Source organism: Streptomyces sp. NPDC006610, from assembly GCF_040611575.1.
Taxonomy (GTDB): Bacteria; Actinomycetota; Actinomycetes; order Streptomycetales; family Streptomycetaceae; genus Streptomyces.
Genome location: NZ_JBEXOP010000016.1, coordinates 60,769 through 81,996, shown reverse-complemented (window position 1 = coordinate 81,996; position 21,228 = coordinate 60,769). Strand labels below are relative to the sequence as shown.

22 protein-coding genes, 1 pseudogene and 1 riboswitch are annotated in these 21,228 nt (G+C 73.7%); of the genes and pseudogenes, 7 read left to right on the top strand and 16 right to left on the bottom strand.

Features of this window, described 5'->3' with window-relative positions; translation table 11 throughout:
* Positions 1–49 precede the first annotated feature (49 nt).
* Positions 50–477, bottom strand: a pseudogene (locus tag ABZY13_RS15710) (response regulator transcription factor); the annotation flags it as partial.
* Between ABZY13_RS15710 and ABZY13_RS15705 the strand changes: the two are divergent.
* Together ABZY13_RS15705 and ABZY13_RS15700 are read left to right on the top strand one after the other, a co-directional pair.
* A complete protein-coding gene (locus ABZY13_RS15705) occupies positions 476–712 on the top strand; it encodes a hypothetical protein (RefSeq protein ID WP_356630874.1) in 237 nt (78 codons plus the stop codon). The pseudogene ABZY13_RS15710 and the gene ABZY13_RS15705 overlap by 2 nt on opposite strands.
* A gap of 193 nt (positions 713–905) precedes the next feature.
* The gene (locus tag ABZY13_RS15700) at positions 906–1,322 is read left to right on the top strand and encodes a hypothetical protein (RefSeq protein WP_356630872.1); all 417 of its coding nucleotides are present in this window, start codon (positions 906–908) and stop codon (positions 1,320–1,322) included.
* Between the two features lie 4 nt (positions 1,323–1,326).
* Here the strand turns inward: ABZY13_RS15700 and mug are convergent, their stop codons facing one another.
* The 8 genes from mug to ABZY13_RS15660 all read right to left on the bottom strand — a co-directional run bounded on the left by mug (position 1,327) and on the right by ABZY13_RS15660 (position 11,041).
* Positions 1,327–1,896, bottom strand: a complete 570-nt coding sequence (gene mug, locus ABZY13_RS15695) for a G/U mismatch-specific DNA glycosylase (protein ID WP_356631032.1) — start codon at positions 1,894–1,896, stop codon at positions 1,327–1,329.
* Positions 1,893–3,335 (bottom strand): adenylosuccinate lyase, encoded by a 1,443-nt coding sequence (gene purB, locus ABZY13_RS15690; protein WP_356630870.1) that lies wholly within the window; start codon positions 3,333–3,335, stop codon positions 1,893–1,895. Before purB ends, mug begins: the two co-directional genes overlap by 4 nt.
* Positions 3,336–3,493: 158 nt before the next feature.
* Positions 3,494–4,300, bottom strand: coding sequence for an SGNH/GDSL hydrolase family protein (locus ABZY13_RS15685; protein WP_356630868.1), 807 nt, complete (start codon positions 4,298–4,300; stop codon positions 3,494–3,496).
* Between the two features lie 69 nt (positions 4,301–4,369).
* On the bottom strand, positions 4,370–5,383 hold the full coding sequence (locus ABZY13_RS15680) for a hemolysin family protein (RefSeq protein WP_356630866.1): 1,014 nt from the start codon (positions 5,381–5,383) through the stop codon (positions 4,370–4,372).
* Positions 5,380–6,708, bottom strand: coding sequence for a hemolysin family protein (locus ABZY13_RS15675; RefSeq protein ID WP_356630864.1), 1,329 nt, complete (start codon positions 6,706–6,708; stop codon positions 5,380–5,382). Before ABZY13_RS15675 ends, ABZY13_RS15680 begins: the two co-directional genes overlap by 4 nt.
* Before the next feature lie 154 nt (positions 6,709–6,862).
* A complete protein-coding gene (locus ABZY13_RS15670) occupies positions 6,863–7,300 on the bottom strand; it encodes a GNAT family N-acetyltransferase (RefSeq protein ID WP_356630862.1) in 438 nt (145 codons plus the stop codon).
* A 278-nt stretch (positions 7,301–7,578) separates the two neighbouring features.
* Positions 7,579–10,149: an ABC transporter permease gene (locus ABZY13_RS15665; RefSeq protein WP_356630860.1), complete on the bottom strand. Its 2,571-nt coding sequence runs from the start codon at positions 10,147–10,149 to the stop codon at positions 7,579–7,581.
* 4 nt (positions 10,150–10,153) lie between these two features.
* Complete coding sequence (locus ABZY13_RS15660) at positions 10,154–11,041, bottom strand: ABC transporter ATP-binding protein (protein WP_356630858.1); 888 nt, start codon at positions 11,039–11,041, stop codon at positions 10,154–10,156.
* Between the two features lie 229 nt (positions 11,042–11,270).
* On the opposite strand from ABZY13_RS15660, the gene ABZY13_RS15655 reads away from it, so the two are divergent.
* Positions 11,271–11,489, top strand: coding sequence for a toxin-antitoxin system HicB family antitoxin (locus ABZY13_RS15655; protein WP_356630856.1), 219 nt, complete (start codon positions 11,271–11,273; stop codon positions 11,487–11,489).
* A gap of 3 nt (positions 11,490–11,492) precedes the next feature.
* The gene (locus ABZY13_RS15650; protein ID WP_356630854.1) at positions 11,493–11,882 is read left to right on the top strand and encodes a fic family toxin-antitoxin system, toxin component; all 390 of its coding nucleotides are present in this window, start codon (positions 11,493–11,495) and stop codon (positions 11,880–11,882) included.
* Here ABZY13_RS15650 and ABZY13_RS15645 read toward each other — a convergent pair.
* From ABZY13_RS15645 to bioB, 4 genes are all read right to left on the bottom strand, one after another.
* Positions 11,879–12,559 (bottom strand): class I SAM-dependent methyltransferase, encoded by a 681-nt coding sequence (locus tag ABZY13_RS15645; protein WP_356630852.1) that lies wholly within the window; start codon positions 12,557–12,559, stop codon positions 11,879–11,881. The genes ABZY13_RS15650 and ABZY13_RS15645 overlap by 4 nt on opposite strands.
* A gap of 322 nt (positions 12,560–12,881) precedes the next feature.
* Entirely contained in the window at positions 12,882–13,601 is a 720-nt protein-coding gene (gene bioD, locus ABZY13_RS15640) for a dethiobiotin synthase (RefSeq protein WP_356630850.1), read from the bottom strand.
* A 1-nt stretch (position 13,602) separates the two neighbouring features.
* Positions 13,603–14,883 (bottom strand): adenosylmethionine--8-amino-7-oxononanoate transaminase, encoded by a 1,281-nt coding sequence (locus ABZY13_RS15635; RefSeq protein ID WP_356630848.1) that lies wholly within the window; start codon positions 14,881–14,883, stop codon positions 13,603–13,605.
* The gene (gene bioB / locus ABZY13_RS15630; RefSeq protein WP_356630846.1) at positions 14,876–16,051 is read right to left on the bottom strand and encodes a biotin synthase BioB; all 1,176 of its coding nucleotides are present in this window, start codon (positions 16,049–16,051) and stop codon (positions 14,876–14,878) included. The genes ABZY13_RS15635 and bioB overlap by 8 nt, the downstream gene beginning before the upstream one ends.
* Positions 16,052–16,197: 146 nt before the next feature.
* Here bioB and ABZY13_RS15625 point away from each other — a divergent pair, with 146 nt between their 5' ends.
* Positions 16,198–17,325 carry an 8-amino-7-oxononanoate synthase gene (locus ABZY13_RS15625; RefSeq protein ID WP_356630844.1) on the top strand — a complete coding sequence of 376 codons (1,128 nt, stop codon included), beginning with the start codon at positions 16,198–16,200 and terminating at the stop codon, positions 17,323–17,325.
* 48 nt (positions 17,326–17,373) lie between these two features.
* Here the strand turns inward: ABZY13_RS15625 and ABZY13_RS15620 are convergent, their stop codons facing one another.
* Positions 17,374–17,595: a DUF397 domain-containing protein gene (locus tag ABZY13_RS15620; protein WP_356630842.1), complete on the bottom strand. Its 222-nt coding sequence runs from the start codon at positions 17,593–17,595 to the stop codon at positions 17,374–17,376.
* On the bottom strand, positions 17,592–18,464 hold the full coding sequence (locus tag ABZY13_RS15615) for a helix-turn-helix transcriptional regulator (protein WP_356630840.1): 873 nt from the start codon (positions 18,462–18,464) through the stop codon (positions 17,592–17,594). The genes ABZY13_RS15620 and ABZY13_RS15615 overlap by 4 nt, the downstream gene beginning before the upstream one ends.
* Before the next feature lie 212 nt (positions 18,465–18,676).
* Here ABZY13_RS15615 and ABZY13_RS15610 point away from each other — a divergent pair, with 212 nt between their 5' ends.
* Positions 18,677–19,138 carry an ATP-binding protein gene (locus tag ABZY13_RS15610; protein ID WP_356630838.1) on the top strand — a complete coding sequence of 154 codons (462 nt, stop codon included), beginning with the start codon at positions 18,677–18,679 and terminating at the stop codon, positions 19,136–19,138.
* Between the two features lie 554 nt (positions 19,139–19,692).
* On the opposite strand, the gene ABZY13_RS15605 is transcribed toward ABZY13_RS15610, so the two are convergent.
* Positions 19,693–20,166, bottom strand: coding sequence for a C40 family peptidase (locus tag ABZY13_RS15605; RefSeq protein ID WP_356630836.1), 474 nt, complete (start codon positions 20,164–20,166; stop codon positions 19,693–19,695).
* Between the two features lie 3 nt (positions 20,167–20,169).
* Positions 20,170–20,372, bottom strand: a riboswitch (cyclic di-AMP (ydaO/yuaA leader).
* A 548-nt stretch (positions 20,373–20,920) separates the two neighbouring features.
* Between ABZY13_RS15605 and ABZY13_RS15600 the strand changes: the two genes are divergently transcribed.
* Entirely contained in the window at positions 20,921–21,223 is a 303-nt protein-coding gene (locus ABZY13_RS15600) for an urease subunit gamma (protein WP_356630834.1), read from the top strand.
* The last annotated feature ends 5 nt before the right edge of the window (positions 21,224–21,228 follow it).

The following is a 21,228-nucleotide window of genomic DNA, read 5'->3' as shown; positions in this document are numbered from 1 at the left end:
GGATCGTACTCGCCACGGCGGAGCCCGGCGAACGCCCCACCGCGGCTGAGCCCGGCGCCACGGGCCCCGACTCGTACGCCACGACGACCGCCTGCGTCCGATCACGCGCACCCGGCTTCGCCGGCACCGCGCTGACGTGCGACTTCACCGTCTCGGCGCCGACGACCAGCTCCCCGGCGATCTCCGCGTTCGACCAACCCCGCGCCATCGGCCGCAGCGTCCGCGCCTCCCGCTCCGTCAGCGCGGCCTCCGCCGGCCTCACCCGTGCCCCCCCGCTTCCCGCCGCCGTCGCCGTACTCCGCGGCCGGGAACAGCAGCGACTCGACCCCCGGCCACCAGCCGCACCGCGTGCACGATCTCGGCGGGCCGGGCCCGCTTCGACGCGAACCCGCTCGCTCCCGCCCGCAGCGCCTCGTACGCGTACTCGTCGTTCTCGGACGTCGTCACCACGAGGATCCTCGGCGGCTCGGCCACCGTGCTCGTCGCCGAAGCCTCGCCGGCGCTGGCGAGCACGGGGCCGGGCGAGGCGCCGGCCGGGCCCAGGGCGGGGGAGCGGGCACACGGCGTGGTGGGCTGCGCCCTCTACTTCACGCCGGCACTCTTCGCGGCCGGGCTCACGGCGCCGCTGCGCAGCGGGATCGCGGCGCTCGGCGTCCTGGTGCCGTTCGTCCTGATCGTGTCGTTCGCCGTGGGCGACCTCGCGGCGGCCTGACCGACCATCTCCCGGACGGGGCCGGACAGATGGACCTGCACCGGTCCTGGGACGGCTCCCCGGGCCCGCGGACCGGTTCCCGGCGTGAGTGCCCTGTGGGCGGCGGTCGCGCCGGCAGCCGGTGCGTGGCGGCTGCACCGCGGTGACGCCTGACGCGACGCCAATTGTCAGTGGCGCCCGCTTTACTGGACGCATGAACATCGTGCGGTGCCTGGACACGATCGACCGGCTGTGCTCCCGTCCCTTTCCCGCGGAGCACGGCTGGTCGGACGTCGGCCGAGGAGGGCCGGGCTACTTCATCACGGAGTTAGGGCCGGACGCCGCGGACTTGACGGCGGACGACGTCGAGGCGTGCCGGGAGGCGATGGCCGAGCGGCTGAACGAGCGCTGGGGCGGGGCCCCTTCCTGGGCCACGCTGACCCTCCGGGTGCGCGGCGAACGCGGCGACGACATACCGGAGCCGTGGGCGACGCTCGGCGCGCAGGTGGACGAGGCGTACCTGTGGCAGGCGGCCGGCACCGGCCGCTGGGTGGCCGTCGGCGTCGTCGCCCGCGCCGGGACGGAGGCCGGCAGTCTGCTCGCGGTGGTCACGGAGACGGACCCGCCGTGATCTCTCAGTCCGTTCCGCCGCTGTCCCCCGCGCTCTGTGCCGCCTCCCGCAGCCGGGCGAACTCCTCCGCCATCGTCTGCGCGGTCCAGTGCGCGTTGAGTCCGCTCGGGTTCGGCAGGACCCACACCCGGGTGTCACCGATCCTGCGCGCCTGCGGTCCCACCCGGGCCTTGGGATCGTCGAAGGCCGCCCGGTAGGCGGTCACCCCGACCACCGCGAGCCAGCGGGGGCGCAGCCGTGCCACCTTCAGGGCCAGCAGCCGCCCGCCCTCGCGGTACTCCTCGGCCGTCAGCTCGTCGGCCCGGGCGGACGCCCGCGCCACCACGTTGGTGATGCCGAGCCCGTACGACAGCAGCTCTTGCTGCTCGGACGGTTTCAGCTGCCGCGGCGTGAAGCCCGACAGGTGCAGCACCGGCCAGAAGCGGTTGCCGGGCCGGGCGAAGTGGTGGCCCGTGGCCGCGGTCATCAGGCCGGGGTTGATGCCGCAGAAGAGGACCTTGAGGCCGTCCGCGGTCACGTCCGGGACGAGCCGGTCGCGGGCGGCCTCGAGTTCCTCGCGGGTGAAGCGGGTCAGAGGATCGCCCCCGGGGTGTAGCCGGCGGCCCGGGGGTGCTGCTTGACGATCTCCTCGATGCGGCCGACGACGACGCCGACCTGGCCGGCCGCGGCGCCGGTGAAGGAGAGCTTGTCGGCCATCAGCTCGTCGAGCTGCGCGCGGTCGAGCGGGATGCGCTCGTCGGCGGCCAGCCTGTCGAGGAGCTCGTTGCGCTCGGCGCCCTGCTCGCGCATGGCGAGGGCGCAGGCGACGGCGTTCTCCTTGATCGCCTCGTGGGCGACCTCGCGGCCGACGCCCGCCCGCACCGACGCCATCAGCACCTTGGTCGTCGCCAGGAACGGCAGATAGCGGTCCAGCTCGCGGGCCACGACCGCCGGGAAGGCGCCGAACTCGTCCAGCACCGTCAGGAAGGTCTCCAGCAGTCCGTCCAGCGCGAAGAACGCGTCCGGCAGCGCCACCCGGCGCACCACCGAGCAGGAGACGTCGCCCTCGTTCCACTGGTCGCCCGCCAGCTCGCCGGTCATCGAGGCGTAGCCGCGCAGGATGACCATCAGGCCGTTGACGCGCTCGCAGGAGCGGGTGTTCATCTTGTGCGGCATGGCCGAGGAGCCGACCTGACCGGGCTTGAAGCCCTCGGTGACCAGCTCGTGCCCGGCCATCAGCCGGATCGTCCTCGCCAGCGAGGAGGGCGCCGCCGCCAGCTGCACCAGCGCGGTGACGACCTCGTAGTCGAGGGAGCGCGGGTACACCTGGCCGACCGAGGTGAAGGCCTGGGAGAAGCCGAGGTGCCCGGCGATCCGGTCCTCCAGCTCCGCGAGCTTCGCGGCGTCGCCGCCGAGCAGGTCCAGCATGTCCTGGGCGGTGCCGACCGGGCCCTTGATGCCGCGCAGCGGGTAACGGCCGAGCAGTTCCTCGATCCGGCCGTGGGCGACGAGCAGCTCGTCGGCGGCGGTCGCGAACCGCTTGCCGAGGGTGGTGGCCTGCGCGGCCACGTTGTGCGAACGGCCGGCCACGACCAGCTCGCCGTACTCGCCGGCCAGCTTGCCCAGCCGGGCCAGCACGGCCACGGTGCGGTCCCGCATCAGCTCCAGCGAGAGCCGGATCTGGAGCTGCTCGACGTTCTCGGTGAGGTCGCGGGACGTCATGCCCTTGTGGACCTGCTCGTGCCCGGCGAGGTCGTTGAACTCCTCGATGCGGGCCTTGACGTCGTGCCGCGTGACCTTCTCGCGCTCCGCGATCGAGGCCAGGTCGACCTGGTCGAGGACGCGCTCGTAGTCGGCGATCGCCGCGTCCGGCACCTCGATGCCGAGGTCCTTCTGGGCCCGCAGCACGGCGAGCCAGAGCCGGCGCTCCAGCCTCACCTTCTCCTCGGGGGACCAGAGCACGGCGAGCTCGGCGGAGGCGTAGCGTCCGGCGAGGACGTTCGGGATGCGGGGCTTGGCGGGAGCGGAAGTCACGTGTACGGAGTGTACTGGCGGTTCGTGCAGGCCAGCGCCACCGGGGTCTTCGTGGGAAGCTACGAGAGCGCTGCCGGCGCTCCGGCGGGACCGTCGTCCCCGCGCACCCCGGCGCTCCGCCGGGATCGCCCTCCCGGCGTCCCCGCCGGACCGTCTTCCTACGCCCGCGGCCCCTCGTACGGCACGTACGGCAGCAGCTCGGGCCGCTTCGCCGGGCGCCCGTCGCCCGCGGAGCGGCCGGTCAGGCGGCGGCCGATCCACGGCAGCAGGTGCCGCCTGGCGAACCGCGCGTCGGCGATGCGCCGGGCGACCCACCTCGGCGGCACCGTCGCCGGCAGCGGCGTGCGCCAGTCGGTGTCCGCGGGGTCGTAGCCGAGCGCCTGCCACACGGCCTCCGCCACCCGGCGGTGGCCCTCGGACGTCAGGTGCAGCCGGTCCACGTCCCACATTCGCGGGTCGGCCAGCGACGGGGCGCCGTAGAGGTCCACGACCAGCGCGCCGTGGCGTGCCGCCAGGTCGTCGACGCAGGCGAACAGCTCCTCCATGCGCGGCCGGAACCGCTCCAGCACCGGCCCCTGCCGGCCGGGGCTGCGCATCAGGACGAGCCGCTCGCAATGGGGGGCGAGCTTCTCGACGGCCTCGGTCAGCAGGTCCCGCACCCGCACCATGTCGCACTTGGGCCGCAGGGTGTCGTTCAGGCCGCCGACCAGGGTGATCACGTCGGCGCCCATCGCGGCGGCCACGTCCACCTGTTCGTCGACGATCTGTCCGATCAGCTTTCCCCGTACGGCGAGGTTGGCGTACCGGAAGCCGGGACTGTGCGCGGCCATCCGGGCCGCGAGGAGGTCGGCCCACCCCCGGTAGGTGCCGTCCGGCAGCAGGTCCGACATGCCCTCGGTGAACGAGTCGCCGAGGGCGACCAGGCTGCCGTACGAGGGGGTGGTGGGAGAGGGGTTCGTCTGCATGGCGTCAGCGATGGTAACGCGCGCCCATACCCGGCGGTCGGTCGCCCTCTCCCGGCCACGGCCGCCGGCTCAGGCCCGCTGGCCGAACAGCTCCCGCAGCACGTCCTCCATCGTCACCAGCCCCGCCAGCCGCCCGTCGGCGCCGAGCACGGCCGCCAGATGGGTCCGGCTGCCGCGCATGGCGGTGAGCACGTCGTCCAGCGGCGTGGACTCCCGCACGCGCGCGATGGGCCGCATGTCGCGCAGCCGGAACGGCACGTCGCGCGGCGAGGCGTCCAGGGCGTCCTTCACGTGCAGATAGCCGACGATCCGGCGCCCCTCGTCCACGACCGGGAACCGGGAGAACCCGGACGCGGCCGACAGCCCCTCCAACTGCTCGGGAGTGACGCCCACGCGCGCGTAAACGACGCGTTCCAGCGGCAGCACCACGTCGCGCACGGGACGGCGCCCCAGCTCCAGGGCGTCGTGCAGCCGCTCCCGCGCCCGCTCGTCGATCAGCCCGGCCTCGCCCGCGTCCTTGACGATCTCGGCCAGCTCCGCGTCCGAGAAGGTCGCCGTGACCTCGTCCTTGGTCTCGATGCGCAGCAGCTTCAGCAGACCGTTGGCGAAGGCGTTGATGGTGAAGATCACCGGCCGCAGCGCCCGCGAAAGCGCCACCAGCGGCGGGCCGAGCAGCAGCGCGCTGCGCACCGGCTCGGCGAGCGCGATGTTCTTCGGCACCATCTCGCCGAGCAGCATGTGCAGATAGGTGGCCAGCGAGAGCGCGATCACGAACGACACCGCGTGCCCGGCGCCGCTCGGCACGCCCATGGCGTGGAACGCCGGCTCCAGCAGATGCGCGATCGCCGGCTCCGCGACCACGCCGAGCACCAGGGTGCACAGGGTGATGCCGAGCTGGGCCGCGGCCATCAGCGCGGACACGTGCTCCAGCCCCCACAGCACGCTCTTGGCGCGCCGGTCGCCCTGCTCGGCGTACGGCTCGATCTGTGAGCGCCTGACCGAGATCAGCGCGAACTCGGCGCCGACGAAGAAGGCGTTGACGACGAGCGTCGCCAGACCGATCAGCAGCTGTACGGCGGTCATGCCTGCGCCTCCTGCGCGTCGTCGAGGGGCGCGTGCAGCAGCACGCGCGCGGCCCGTCGCCCGGCGGCGTCCAGCACTTCCAGCCGCCAGCCGCCGACCTGGACGGTGTCGCCGACGGCCGGGATGCGGCCGAGTTCGGTGGCGACGAGGCCGGCGAGCGTCTCGTACGGTCCCTCGGGCGGACGCAGGCCGACGCGCGCGAGCTGGTCGATGCGGGCGGCGCCGTCGGCGGAGTACAGGGCGTGGCCGTTCTCGTCGGTGCCGGCCGGGGCGAGGTCGGGCGTCTCGTGCGGGTCGTGCTCGTCGCGGACCTCGCCGACGACCTCCTCGACGATGTCCTCCAGGGTCGCGACGCCGGCCGTGCCGCCGTACTCGTCGATGACCACGGCCATCGTCCGCTTGCCGGACAGCCGGTCCAGCAGCCGGTCGACGGTGAGCGACTCGGGCACCAGCAGGGGCTCGCGCATCAGCTCGGAGACGGGCACGCGCATCCGGCGCTCCGCGGGCACCGCCAGCACGTCCTTGACGTGCGCGGTGCCGACCACGGAGTCGAGGCTGCCGCGGTAGACCGGGAACCGGGACAGCCCGGTCGCGCGGGTGGCGTTCGCCACGTCCTCGCAGGTGGCCTGCGCGTCCAGGGCCACGACCTGCACCCGCGGCGTCATCACGTTCTCGGCGGTCAGGTCCGCGAGGTTCAGCGTCCGCACGAACAGCTCGGCCGTGTCGGGCTCCAGGGCGCCCTCGCGGGCGGAGTGCCGGGCCAGCGCGGCCAGTTCCTGCGGCCCGCGCGCGGACGCCAGTTCCTCGGCGGGCTCGATGCCGAAGCGGCGCACCAGGCGGTTGGCCGTGTTGTTCAGATGCGTGATGAACGGCCGGAACGCCGTGCTGAACCAGCGCTGGGCGTTGCCGACCCGCTTGGCCACCGCCAGCGGGGAGGAGATCGCCCAGTTCTTGGGCACCAGCTCGCCGACGACCATCAGGAACACCGTGGAAAGGGCCGTGCCCAGCACCAGGGCGACCGAGGAGGCCGTGGAGCTGCCGACGCCGACGGCCCGCAGCGGGCTCGCGATCAACCGCGCGATGGACGGCTCGGCGAGCATGCCGACGACCAGGTTGGTCACGGTGATGCCGAGCTGCGCGCCGGACAGCTGGAAGGTGAGGTTCCGGACGGCCTTCAGCGCGCCGGCGGCGCCGCGCTCGCCGCGCTCGGCGGCGCGCTCCAGCTCCCGGCGCTCGACCGTGGTCAGGGAGAACTCCGCGGCGACGAAGGCGCCGCAGGCGAGGGAGAGCAGGATCGCCACCAGCAGGAGGAGCACTTCGGTCATCGGTTCACCCCCGTCCCATCGTCCGGCAGGGTGGGGAGGATCGCACGATGTCTGCTACTGGGAGGCTCGCCCATGGGCGGACGCTCACACCTTTCATGGAGGACCGAGTGGTCCGACAAGAGTAAAGGACCGGCAAAGACGGATGAAACCGGGTTCACCCGCCGCCGGATCCGGTCAGCGGCTTCACCCAGCGCCGCCACTGCTCCTGTGCCGTATACCCCGCCGCGCGCCAGGCATGATGGGCGGTCTCGTTGCGGGTGAGCACCATCGCGTCCGAGCGGCGTCCGCCCAGCGCCGTGAACCTCTCCTCGGCCGCCCGCAGCAGCGCCGTACCGACGCCCTGCCGCCGGCGCCCGGGGGCCACCGCGAGCCGGTAAAGATGGCAGCGCCAGCCGTCGTAGCCCGCGATCACCGTGCCGACCAGCTCGCCCTGCGACTCCGCCAGCAGCAGCGCGCCCGGGTCGCGGGCGATCAGCCGCTCGACGCCGTCGCGGTCGTCGCTGATGCTCCTCCCCTCGGCGGAGGTCTTCCAGAAGGCCAGCACGGCATCGAGGTCGTCGGGCTCCGCGGCCCGTATCCGCAGGTCGTTCATGCGGCGATCCCACCACGGCGGGCCGACGGGGGCGGGACATTCCGTCATGCGGACGCCGGGCGGGCCGCCTCGTCCGAGGACGGCCGTTGCGGCGCGGGGCGCGGCAGCGGCACGCGGCGGGGCGCCGACGGCTGTCCGGAGCTCGCGGGCGCCCGGCAGGTCCCGGTGGCGAGCCCGCGGTGCGGAGCGCCGGCGCCGGGACGGGGCGCCGCCCCTCGCCCGTGGCGGCCTGACGCGCGCCGCGCCCGCCGTGTCGGCTCTGCGTGCCGCATGGACACTCACTCGTGGGCGATCGCCGCCAGCACGTTCATCCGCGACGCCCGCAGCGCGGGAAGCAGAGCCGCCACCACGCCGACCACCGCCGAGCCGATCACCACCGCGACGATCGTGCCCCACGGGACCGCGAAGGCCGTCATGCCCTGAAGGGCCAGCACCTGCTGGGTGCACACGCCCCACACCAGGCCCAGTGCCAGCCCCAGGACGGCGCCGAACACCGCGATGACGACCGACTCGAGACGGATCATCCGCCGCAGTTGGCGCCGGGCGAGTCCGATGGCCCGCAGCAGGCCGATCTCGCGGGTGCGCTCCACGACGGACAGGGCGAGGGTGTTGACCACGCCGAGGACCGCGATGACGATCGCCAGCCCGAGGAGCGCGTACACGAGGTACAGCAGCACCGCGATCTGGTCGTGCACGAGCTGCTTGTAGTCGGCCAGGTCGCGCACCTGGAGCTGCGGATAGGCGTCCAGTGTGGCCTCCAGGCCCGCGCGCAGGGCGTCGTCGGACGTGCCCGGGGCGGCGTTGACGTACAGCGCGGACTCCTGCCCGCCCGGCGCGTACCGGTCCAGCGTGCCCAGCCCGAAGTAGAGGCCGCCCTGTATGCCGAACCCCTCGGCGGTCTCCTGGTCGGTCAGCGCGGCCACCGTCAGCCGGGCCGTCCGGCCGCCCTGGAACTCGACCGGGACCACGCTGCCGACGCGCACCCCGTGGTCCTCGGCGAAGTCCCGGTCCATGGCCAGACGGCCGGTGGCCAGAGCGGCGGCGCTGTCGCCCCGCGCATAGGTGATGTTGGCGACCTCGTCCAGGCGCCGGTCGTACGCGGCGGCCGTCGTCTCGACCCGGTCGCCGTCCGGGAGCCGCACCGCGACGGGCGCGAACCGGCCGCGCACGACCAGACCCACGCCCTCGGTGTCCCGGACCCGGTCGGTGACCTCGCGCGGGAACGGCACGAAGTTGGTGTTCTGGATCACGAAGTCGGCGCCCAGCGTCCGGTCGATCTGCCGGTCGAACGACTCGGTCATCGAGGCGCTCGCCACGGACATCCCGCCGACCAGAGCCAAGCCCACCATCAGCGCCGCCGCGGTCGCGCCGGTACGGCGGGGATTGCGCAGGGCGTTGCGCTGGCTCATCCGCCCCACGGGGCCGTACAGCGTCGGGAACGCCCCGCCCAGCACCTGGATCACCGGGCGGACCAGCAGCGGCCCGGCGATCACCGTCGCGATCAGCGTCAGCACCACGCCGAGGCCCAGCAGCGACGCCGCCGACGCGGTCCGCGACGACACCGCGCAGCCCGCCAGCGCCGCCGCGCCGGCCGCCCCGACGACCGCGCCGACCACGGCGCGCACCCGCAGCGGCCGGCCGGTCCCGGCGACCTCCGCGTCCGACAGCGCCGCCATCGGCGAGACCCCGGCCGCGCGCCGGGCGGGCAGGTACGCGGCGACGAAGGTGACGCCGACTCCGACGACGTAGGCCGTGACGGGGGTGATCCAGCCGATGACCATCTCGTCGGTCCGGATGTTCATGCCGAGCAGGCCCATCAACTCGATCAGCCCGGCCGCGAGCCCGATGCCGGCGGCCAGCCCCAGCGTGGAGCCGACCAGGCCGAGCAGCAGCGCCTCGGTGAGCACCGAGCGGCGCACCTGACGCCGGTCCGCGCCGAGGGCCCGCAGCAGCCCGAGTTCGCGGGTGCGCTGCGCGATCAGCATGGAGAAGGTGTTGACGATCAGGAAGATCCCCACCAGCACGGCGACGCCGGCGAAACCGAGCATGACGTACTTGATGACGTCGAGGAATCCGCCGAGCTGCTCCACGTCCGACTGGGCCTGCTCGTCGGCCGTGCGCAGGTCGTAGCGGCCGGCGTCGCCGAGGGCCGCCGCGACGCGCCGCTTCAGGGTGGCGTCGTCCACGCCCTCGGCCGCGTCGACGGTGATGGCGGTGGCCGCGTCCGGATCGCCCAGCAGCCCGGTCCGGGCGGCCGGCGGGTCGAGGAAGAGCAGCGCGCTGCCGGGGTTGGTGGTGGTGAACGTGACGATGCCGACGACCTCGACCGGGAACGAGCCGGGCGCGGCGATCACCGTCAGGGTGTCGCCGATCCGCACGTCCGCGCGGTCGGCGGTCTGGGAGTCGAGCAGCGCCTCGCCCGTGCCGCGCGGGGCCCGGCCGGAGGTCAGCTCGACGGGGCTGCGGTCGGTCGGCTGCCAGGCGGTGCCGATGGTGGGTGCGCCGGTCGTCGGGCTGACGGCCTCGTTCTCGTCGTCCACGACGGTGAGGGTGTCGACCTCGGCCTCCGCGCGGGCGGCGGCCACCCCGTCCACGCGGGCGATCCGCTCGGCGAGCGCGGCGGGCAGGGTGGCCGTCGCCCCCGAGGGCACCTGCTCGCCGAGGGTCTGCTCGGGGCTGACGGTGACGTCGGCGGCCGTCGAGGCGAAGAGCCGGTCGAAGGTGCGGCCGACGGTGTCGGAGAAGATCAGGCTGCCCGCGACGAACGCCACCGAGAGGATCACGGCCAGCGCCGACAGCAGCAGCCGCCCCTTGTGGGCGAGGAAACTGCGCAGGGTCGCCCTGAGCACGGTTTCAGCCTTCCCGGCCGACGGCCTCGCCGGGCGTTTGACCGGCTGCCCCACCGCCCCCGCCGCGCGCCTCGCCGGCCGCCGCGCCGGGCGCCCCGGCGAGGCCGTCCGGCCGGAGGCGGATCACGTCGAACCGCTTCATCCGCTCCAGCACCGCCTCCGCCGTCGGCCGCTCCATCTCGTCCACGATCCGCCCGTCCCCGAGGAAGAGCACCACGTCGGAGTGGGCGGCGGCGCCCGGGTCGTGGGTGACCATGACGACGGTCTGTCCCAGGTCGTCCACGGCCTCCCGCAGAAAGCCGAGCACCTCCAGGCCGGCGCGCGAGTCCAGGTTGCCGGTCGGCTCGTCGGCGAAGATCAGCTCCGGCCGGGAGGCGAGCGCACGGGCGCAGGCGACGCGCTGCTGCTGACCGCCCGACAGCTGCGACGGCCGGTGCCGCAGCCGGTCGCGCAGGCCGAGGGTGTCGACGACCCGGTCCAGCCACTCCCGGTCCGGTGCGCGGCCGGCGATGTCCATCGGCAGTGTGATGTTCTCCAGCGCGTTCAGCGTCGGGATCAGATTGAACGACTGGAACATGAACCCGATCCGGTCCCGCCGCAGCCGCGTCAGCTCGCGCTCCTTCAGCCCCGTGATCTCCGTCCCGCCGAGCCACACCCGACCCGACGAGACGGTGTCGAGCCCGGCCAGGCAGTGCATCAGCGTGGACTTCCCGGAGCCCGACGGCCCCATGACGGCGGTGAAGCGCCCGCGCGCGATGTCCACGTCCACCGCGTCCAGGGCGAGCACGGCGGTCTCGCCCGAGCCGTACGCCTTCGTCAGCCCGCGCGCGGCGGCCGCCACCCCGTCGGACGGGGCGAGACCGGGGGCGTGCTCCGCAGCGGAAGTGGACAAGACTGCCTCCTTGGTCACCGGGACGGGAGCCGTACGGCTCGCGGACGTCCGAGTTCCTCGCCGTGGCCGAGCGTAATGTGATCCGCGGCACACACGGAATCCCATCGCCGCATGCGTGCACCCCCGCACGCGCCCATCCCTGCCGCGCGACCCCCGCACGCGCGGTTTCCCTCCCGGTTGCGCCACCGGACGCCTTGCCCCGCTAGCACCCCGGCGCTAGCTTCGAGGTATGGCGAGAACCCAGCTGAACGTCCGCGTCGACGAGGGCACCGCACGCGCGGCCCGCGAGCGCGCCCTGGCCCGCGGCATGAGCGTCAACCGCTACATCGAGGAACTGGTCCGGCAGGACGCCGGCGAGGCGGGCCACACCTTCGTGGAGGCGGCGGCGGACTTCATGCGGCAGTACGAGAAGGTGTTCGCCGAGGAGGCCGGCGAGAGCCGCCGCTGATCCGTGAGCGACCTGCGCATCGACCTCGCCTGGCTGCTCATGCTCGCCGAGCAGCGCACGCCGGGAGACCCCCGGGTCACCGACTGGGGCGCCCTCGTCGCAGCCGTGGCGCGCCACCGGGCCGAGATATTCGACGTCCCCGTCTACGACACCCCGCACGCCCGCGCGGCGGCGCTCCTCCAGCTCCTGGTCCACGTCCCCGCGCTGGAGTGCTCCAACGCCCTGTACGCCTCCGCCGTCGCGTACGCCTACCTGGTCGCCAGCGGCTTCAGCGTGACCACCTCGCCCGAACGGGTGCGCGACCTGGCGCGCCTGGTCAAGAGCGGGGAGGCCACGGTGCACGAGATCGCCGCGGAACTGCGCCGCTGGACCGGCGAACCGGACACCCCCTAGTCCTCCGGCCGCCAGGCGGTGCCCAGAACGCAGTACGAGGCGGGCAGTACCGGACCGTTCTCCGGCAGGAGCAGCCGGCGGTAGGGGCCCAGGACGAAGCCGGCGGCCCGGAGCGCGGCGACCGGGTCGCGGGACAGGTGGCAGCCGCCGTTCAGCAACGGCCACACCGTGCGGTCCAGCCCCCGCTGGGTGAAGACCGCCACCGGCCCGCCGCCCCGGCCGTGCTCGAAGAACCGCACCTGACCGCCCGGCCGCAGCACCCGCCGCGCCTCGGCCAGCGCGCACGGCACGTCCCGCACGCTGCACAGCACCAGCGACAGCACCACCGCGTCGAAGCCCTCGCTCTTGACCGGCAGCCGCTCCGCCGCGCCCGGCACCACGTCCACCGGCACCCCGGACCGCAGCGCCGACTCCCGCGCCGACTGCCGTAGCCGCCGCTCCGGCTCGATCGCGACGACCTCCGCCACCGCGCGCGGATAGTGCGCGAAGTTCAGCCCGTTGCCCGCGCCGACCTCCAGCACCCGCCCGGACAGCCCGGAGAGCAGCCGGCCGCGCACGCGGGCCAGGCCCAGCCGGGTCTCGGCCGCGACGCTGACCCGGGCGTAGTAGCGGGCGAACAGCGGGTGGTGCACGGGGTCCCGCGCGACCTTGCGGGCGCCGGTGGACCGTAGCGGCATGGAGACCTCCCCGACAGGACGGGCCGTACCGCGATTGTTCCCCGCGGACGCTTCGTGCACCCCCGCGCGCGGCTCACGCCGGGAAGTCGCGCACCTCCTCGCAGACGCCGCGGTGGTTGTTCACGTCGGTGTGCGAGACGCGGCCGTCGTCCCTTCGGGGGCGACACGCCGACCCGGCGTGCCCGTGGCATGAGCCGGGGCCGTGACGGGCCCGGCCCATGGCTCGCACGCGCCATGGACGCGCCCCGTCCAGGGCGTTGCGGCCGCCGCGAAGGGGCCGGTCCCCGGACGGTGCCCGCCCCGGCCGGCCTCTTCGCACGTCCTATCGCGGAGCGGCCCGCACCTGGAACGCCTCCGCGTCCCACGTCCCGTCCAGCCGGGGCGCGAGCCAGTTCGGCGCCGTCCTCCTGAAGGCGGCCGGGGGCAGGGCCGCGGCGTTCGCCGGGAGGGCGCCGAGCAGAGGGGCCGCGGCCACCTGGGGGAGGTCCGTCACGTTGCAGCGGGAGGCCAGGTCCGGGTCGGACGGCCAGCTGCCGATGACGACGCCGAGCAGGTCCAGGCGCCGGGCGCGCAGTTCGCGGGCCGTCAGCTCCGTGGTGTTCAGGGTGCCGAGGCCTGCGGACGCCACCAGCAGGACGGGCGCCGACAGCAGCTCGGCCGCGTCGGCCAGCGTGCCGCCCGCCGGGTCGAGGCGGACCAGCAGCCCGCCCGCGCCCTCGACCAGCACCAGGTCGTGCTCGGTGGCCAGCTTGGCCGCCGCCTCGGCCACGTCCTGCGGATGCACCGGCGCCCGGCCCGCCCGCCGCGCCGCGGTGCCCGGCGCCAACGGGTCGGGATAGCGCGCCAGCTCCCGCGCGGTGACGGCGCCGGCGAGCCGCGCGACCTCCTCGGCGTCCCCGCGCTCATCCTGCCGTACGCCCGTCTGCGCGGCCTTGAGCACGGCCACCGAGCGCCCCGCCGCCAGCGCCGCGGCGGCGACGGCGGCGGTGGCGACCGTCTTGCCGACCTCCGTGCCCGTCCCCGTGATCACCAGTACCGGCATGTCATCCCTCCCGCGCCGCGGCGCACACCGCGCGCCCGATCCGTGCCAGGTCGGCGTCGTCCGTGACATACGGCGGCATCGTGTACACGAGGTCGCGGAACGGTCGCAGCCACACGCCCTCCCGCACCGCCGCCCGTGTGGCCGCCGCCATGTCCACCGGGTGGTCGAGCTGGACGACGCCGATTCCGCCCAGCACCCGTACGTCCCGCACGCCCGCCAGTTTCGCGGCCGGGGCGAGCCCTTCCCGCAGGCCGGCCTCCAGGCGCTTGACCTCCGCCTGCCAGTCCTGGCCCAGCAGCAGGCCGATGGACGCGCACGCCACCGCGGCCGCCAGCGGATTGCCCATGAAGGTCGGCCCGTGCGCGAGTACCGGCACCTCGCCGCGCGAGATCCCGTCGGCCACCCGCGCGGTGCACAACGTCGCCGCCATCGTCAGGTAACCGCCGGTCAGCGCCTTGCCCACGCACATCACGTCCGGCGAGACCGCCGCGTGCTCCGCCGCGAACAGCGCGCCGGTGCGGCCGAAGCCGGTCGCGATCTCGTCGAACACCAGCAGCACGTCGTGCGCGTCGCACGCCTCGCGCAGCACCCGCAGATACGCGGGGGAGTGGAACCGCATCCCGCCCGCACCCTGCACCACCGGCTCCACGACCACCGCGGCCAGCTCGGCGGCGTGCCGCGCGATCGCCGTGCGCAGCTGCTCGGCGTACGCCTCGTCGTACTCGGCCGGCGGCGCGTCCGTGAACACCTGGCGCGGCAGCACCCCGGTCCACAGCCCGTGCATGCCGCCCTCGGGGTCGCACACCGACATCGGCTGCCAGGTGTCCCCGTGGTAGCCGCCGCGCCAGGTCAGCAGCCGGTGCTTCTCGCCCCGCCCGAGCGAACGCCAGTACTGGAGGCACATCTTGACCGCGACCTCGACCGACACCGATCCGGAGTCGGCGAGGAAGACGTGTTCCAGACCCTCGGGCGACAGGTCGACGAGCAGCTGTGCGAGCCGCACGGCGGGCTCGTGGGTGAGCCCGCCGAACATCACATGGCTCATCCGGTCCAGCTGCTCGCGCGCCGCGGCGTTGAGCACCGGGTGGTTGTAGCCGTGGATCGCCGACCACCAGGACGACATGCCGTCCACCAGCTCGCCGCCATCGTCGGCCAGCCGGAGCCGCACCCCGCTCGCCGACTCCACGACGAGCGGGTCGACCCGGCCGGGCATCGGACCGTACGGATGCCAGACGTGCCGCCGGTCCAGTTCCAGCAGCTCGGGCACGGACAGGTCAGGCATTGGGCGCGAGGTCCGTTCCCGCGCCCCGGCGGCGCACGGCGACGAGGTCGGTGCGCGGCTCGGCGGCCCGCGGCGCGGCAGCCGTACCGCAGACGCTCTCGTGCGAGCCGCAGCCGCCGCCCTCTGCGCCCGCGCCGGACCCACAGCCCGCCCCGGCGGCCCGCGCCCGGTGTTCCGGCAGCGTCACCTGGTCGGCGCCCTCCACCTCGAACCCGGCGTCCGCGATCATCTCCAGGTCGGCCTTGCCGGCCTGCCCCTCGCTGGTGAGGTAGTCGCCGAGGAAGATGGAGTTGGCCAGGTGCAGCGCGAGCGGCTGCATCGTGCGCAGATGAACCTCCCGGCCGCCCGCGATCCGCACCTCGATGTCCGGGCACACGAACCGCACCATCGCGAGGATCCGCAGACAGCGCTGCGGGGTGAGGTGCCACTCCTTGGCGAGCGGGGTGCCCTCGAAGGGGATCAGGAAGTTCACCGGCACCGAGTCCGGGTCCAGCTCCCGCAGCGCGAACACCACGTCGACCAGGTCCTCGTCGCTCTCGCCCATGCCGGCGATCAGGCCCGAGCAGGCGGACAGCCCGGCCTGGTGCGCCTTGCGCACGGTGTCCACCCGGTCGGCGTAGGTGTGGGTGGTCGTGATGTCCGCGTACGTGGCCTCGGAGGTGTTGAGGTTGTGGTTGTACGCGTCCGCGCCCGCCTCACGCAGCCGCTCGGCCTGACCCTCGGAGAGCAGGCCGAGGCAGGCGCACACCTCGACGCCCTCGTTCTGCTCCTTGATCGTCCTGATCGTCTCGGAGACCCGGTCCACGTCCCGGTCGGTCGGGCCGCGCCCGCTGGCGACCAGGCAGACCCGCTTGGCGCCCCCGGCGAGCCCCGCGGCGGCGGCCTCGGAGGCCTCGCCGGGCTTGAGCCAGGTGTACTTGAGGATGCCGGCCGTGGAACCGAGCCGCTGGGAGCAGTACGAGCAGTCCTCGGGACACAGGCCCGACTTCAGGTTCACCAGGTAGTTCAGCTTCACCCGGCGGCCGAACCAGTGGCGGCGCACCTTGCCGGCCGCGGCCACCACGTCGAGCACGTCGTCATCGGAAGTGGCGAGGACGGCGAGTGCTTCCTCGCGGGTCGGCAGCTCGCGCCGAAGCCCCTTGTCCACCAGCGTGTTCAGCAGGTCCATGAGAGGCGATCCTGTCCTAAGAGTGCCCCCCGGGCCAAGGAGAGTTCGCACAACGCGGGCCATTCGGTGTGTGTGCCTTGCCACACACTGACCTGTGGACAGTCCCGTTAGTGTCTGTTCATTGCCTACAAATTCCCGGAGGAGCCATGGCGTTCGGCTGGATCGACGACCAGGCGGCCGCGCGCCGCCGCGCCGGACTCGTCCGGACCCTGCGTCCCCGGCCCGCCGGCTCGCCGCTGCTGGACCTGGCGAGCAACGACTACCTGGGCCTCGCCCACCATCCCGAGGTGGTCGAGGGCGCCGCGCGGGCCGCCCGGACCTGGGGCGGCGGGTCGACCGGCTCCCGGCTGGTCACCGGCACCACCGAACTGCACACCGAACTCGAGCGCGAACTGGCCGCCTTCTGCGGTTTCGAGGCCGCCCTCGTCTTCTCCTCCGGCTACGCGGCCAACCTCGCCGCGGTCACCGCGCTCGCCCCGCACGGGTCGCTGATCGTCTCCGACGCGGGCAACCACGCCTCGCTGATCGACGGCTGCCGGCTGGCCCGCGGCGCCACGCAGGTCGTCGCGCACGCCGACCCGGAGGCGGTGCGCAAGGCGCTCGGCACGCACGACGGGCCCGCCGTCGCGGTGTCCGACACGGTGTTCTCGGTCGACGGCGACGCGGCCCCGCTCGCCGGCCTCGCCGAGGCGTGCCGGGCGCACGGGGCCGGGCTGGTCGTCGACGACGCCCACGGCCTCGGCGTGCTCGGCGACGGCGGTCGGGGCGCCCCGTACGCGGCGGGGCTCGCGGGCGCGGACGACGTCGTCGTGACGGTCACCCTGTCCAAGTCGCTCGGCAGCCAGGGCGGGGCGGTGCTCGGCCCGGGCCGGGTGATCGACCACCTGGTCAACACGGCCCGGACCTTCATCTTCGACACGGGTCTCGCCCCGGCGGCGGCGGGCGCGGCGCTGGCGGCGCTGCGTCTGCTGCGGGGCGAGCCGGAGCGGGCGGCACGTGCCCGCGCGGTGGCGGCGCACCTGCACGCCCGGCTGACGGAGCTGGGACTCGAGGCGGTGCGGCCGGACGCCGCCGTGGTGTCCGTGCGCGCACCGTCCCCGGAGAGCGCCGTGCGGTGGGCCGCCGACTGCCGGGAGGCGGGACTGGCCGTGGGCTGCTTCAGGCCTCCTTCCGTGCCCGACGGCATCTCCCGGATCCGGCTGACGGCCCGCGCGGACCTCTCCGGGGATCGGATCGAACGCGCTGTACGGGTCATCGGCGCGACGCGACCATGAGTCGGCGTACCACGGTCGCGCACCGCGCCGGGGGGAACGGGCGGGGGATCAGAGGGTGGCCGTGAAACCCGCCCAGCTCTCGGGGGAGAAGAGCAGCGCGGGTCCTTCCGGGTCCTTGGAGTCGCGCACGGCGAGCAGCCCGGACCAGGGGCCGCTCGACGGGCGCGCAGTCTCGACGCAGTTGTTCGCCCCGGTGCTGTAGCTGCTGCGCAGCCACAGCACGGGATGGAGTCGGGTGCTGGAAGGAAGGGTCCGAGGCAGTGCGGTCATGGTGCCTCCTTACGCGCCGGCAATATCCCGGCGATGTAATCCAACGAGTCCTCGGGCGAAAGGGCGTGGATCTGCAGCGTGCTGAAGGCCTCCGTGTAGGCCTCCAGGTCTTCTTTCCGTTCGAGATAGAGGCTACTCGTCAAGTGGTCAAGAACAACCACGTCCAGATCAGAAGTGCTCGCAAACGAGAAGATAACAAAAGGTCCGGTGATCCCGATGTGCGCACCGGCCGCAAACGGCAGTACTTGTAGACGGACTTGGGGAAGTCGGGCCGCCTGCAGGAGCCGTTCCAGCTGACGGGCCATGACCTGCGGACCGCCGACCTCGCGCCGCAGCACCGCCTCGTCCAGTACGGCGCTCAGCTCCAGCGGCGGCTCGCAGCGCAGCACGTCCTGCCGGGCCAGCCGTACCTCCACGAGGGCGTCGAGACGGTCCTCCGACAGCCCTTCGACGGCGGCCCGCGTCACCGCGCGGGCGTACTCCGGGGTCTGCAGGAGGCCCGGCACCACCGAGGTCTCCAGCGTGCGCATGGCCGTGGCCTGGGACTCCAGGCTGATGAAGTCGCGGTACGTGGGCGGCAGCACCCCGCGGTAGGCGTGCCACCAGTGATCCCTGCCGTGCGCCCGGCCGGAGCCCGCCAGCATCAGCAGCACCTCGCGCAACTGCGGATCCGTCACGCCGTAGGCGTCCAGCAGCAGTCTCAGATCGGCCGGTTTCACCCCGCTCTGGCCGGTCTCGATCCGGCTCACCTTCGACTGGTGCCAGCCCACCAGGTGGGCCGCCTCACCGCTCGTGAGCCCCGCGCGGGCGCGCAGTTCGCGTAATTCTGCGCCCAGTTTCCGGCGGCGTACCGCGGGACCGTGTTGCATGGGCAACTCCTTACTCCTTCCGAGTCGCCCAAAAACGCTCTGCCGTCGCAGAGTTCACCGCTTCGAGCGACAGATATATGCATTACTCGGTGGATCGCCACCGTGACCGGCGCGGTGATGGCAGTCTGGCGGACAAGCACCAGTCCGGGACCGTACTCGAACCATCCGCTCCGTGCCGGACTCCGGTCCCGCGGGAAAGGGGCGACGTCGCCATGGCAGACCGTCTGGAAGCATCCGTCACTCTGCCGAGCGAGCCCGCCTCGGTCTCGGCCGCCCGCGCCTACGTGGTCGGCACGCTGGCGGAATGGGGTCTGTCGCCGGACACGGACGCGGCCGACACCGTGCGGCTCATCGTCTCCGAACTCGCCACCAACGCCGTACAGCACACCTTCGGGCTGTCACCCACCTTCCGGGTGGACATCGAACTGGCCCGTGACGAACACCTGCGCATCGGGGTGACCGACAGCCACCCGAGATTCCCGAAACGGCTGCCGGCGGCGGTGCAGCAGGACAACGGACGCGGCCTGGCCATCATCCGCTGCCTGACCGCCGAGCACGGCGGCCGCCTGCGGGTGCGCCCGACGCGGGAGGGCGGCAAGACGGTGGCGATCGAGATCCCGTGGACGACGACACCGCCCCGTGCGTTGCCGACGGCGGGGCAGCAGGGGTCGTAGCGGGGCCTTGGGCCGCGAGCGCCCGGCGGGGCGTGGTGGGGAGGGTGCGTCCCTGGGGAACGGGCCTCGCCCGTCACCGGGGGCGGGTGCGTCCGGCGGAGGGGAACTCCGAGCCAGGGCCCGTGGGGGCGCGGCGACGGGTCTGCCTGCGAGCGGGGCGGGCGGACGCGTCCGGCGGCGGCCCGGGGCTGCCGGGCCGTGCCGACCGCACCCGCGCGGGGGAGCCGTGCCGTCTCGGGCGCCGAGCGGTCTTGGTGGGCATCGCCTCACGAGAGGTGCGGGCAGACGGGCGTCGCAGGAGCCGCGCGGCGGAGGCGGGCGCGTACTGCGCGCACCGGACGGACGAATCCGCGCGGGTCACCCGTGGTGGTCGGCTCTCTCCATGTGCCGCAGGCCCGCCCGCGTGGCCGCGGAGCGGGCGTCGTTCCGTCCGAGGCGAGCCCGTGGGCAGGCGAGCCCGTGGGCACGGCCCCGGCGCCCCGGGGCCCTTGCCCGGGCTCCGGGGCGGGGCCGGGCGGTGGCGGCCCGGTCGGGGCCCGCCACCGCCCGGCGGGTCAGGCCACTCGGCCGTACCACACGCTCTTCGTCCAGATCTTCTGCAGACGCACCACGTCCCCCGTCTTCGGGGCGTGCCAGATCTTGCCCTTACCGGCGTAGATGCCCACGTGGTAGACGTACGAGCCCGAGTGGAAGAACACCAGGTCGCCGGCCTTGCGGCTGCGGGCCGGGATGTGGCGGGTCTTGTTGTACTGCTGCGCCGCGGTGCGCGGCAGCTTCTTGCCCGCCTTCTTGTACGAGTACAGCGTCAGCCCCGAGCAGTCGAACCGGCGCGGCCCGGTGGCCCCGTACCGGTACGGGGCGCCCTTCTTCGAGGCCGCCACCTGGAGGGCCTTCGTCGCCGGCGTGGCGGCGGCGGCCTCCGAGGCGACCCCCGGGACCACCACGGAGCCGCCCATCGCGGCCAGTGTGAGCGCCGAGGCCGTTCCGGCGCGTGCCATGAGCGACGGGACACGATTGAGCGCGGTCATGCGCAACCCTTCGTCAGCCGCCTGTGAAGGATGACCTGTCGGATTCGGGCTGGCGAAGTTGCCCGGCCGCGCTGGCGCGGCTTCACCCCAAGGGCTGCTCGGAACCTGGGTCCCGGCGGCCCGTCTTGCTCGGGTCCTCCACTCCTGCCGATCCACTCCTGTCGACCGGTCATCCGGGCGGCGGCAGGACTCGGCGTCCGCCCGGATCGCCCCGCCGCGGTGGCGGGGGCTTGTCGTCAGTCACGGATCTTGACTCACGGATGTCCGAAAAACCCAGTGGAACCGGGACTTTGTGGTCTTACTCTCACTCACCCGTTCGGGTGGACAGTCTGGTGTGCGAACGTCTGTCAAGACCGCCACGCACCCCCGGACCAGCGGTGGAACACTCGATTCCGCCCCGAAAGCACGTCCGTTGCGCAACCGGAGACGTTCCGAAAAAGGGCCCGCGAATACTCCGGTCGGGGGTAACCCTTTCGGTCCGTTTCAACTCCCGCCCGCACGGGCGCTCATGACGGCCCGGACGACGCGGTCCGGTCCGGCGGTGCGTCACCTGTCGGAGCGTGAAGTCCGGTCAGCCCGGGCAGGCCGGGGCACCCCGGGCGAGCCGGGGCGGCGCCGGTCGCGCCCGCGCTCGGTTAACGCGCCGGAAACCCGTGCCGATTAGCCTGCCCCCTCACGCCACCAGGCAACTTGCCCGATGGCCGCGGCAACCGGGACCCGCACGGCGCCCGGAGCGAGGATGTGAGGTGGGACGTTGCAACTGACCCCGCACGAGCAGGAGAGGCTGCTGATCCACGTCGCGGCCGACGTGGCCGCCAAGCGCCGGGCGCGCGGACTTCGGCTCAACCACCCCGAGGCCGTCGCCCTCATCACCTCGCACATCCTCGAGGGCGCGCGCGACGGCCGCACCGTCGCCGAACTCATGGCGTCCGGACGCCGGCTGCTCACCCGTGACGACGTCATGGAGGGCGTGCCCGAGATGATCCACGACGTCCAGGTCGAGGCGACGTTCCCCGACGGCACCAAGCTCGTCACCGTCCACGACCCGATCGTCTGAGGGGG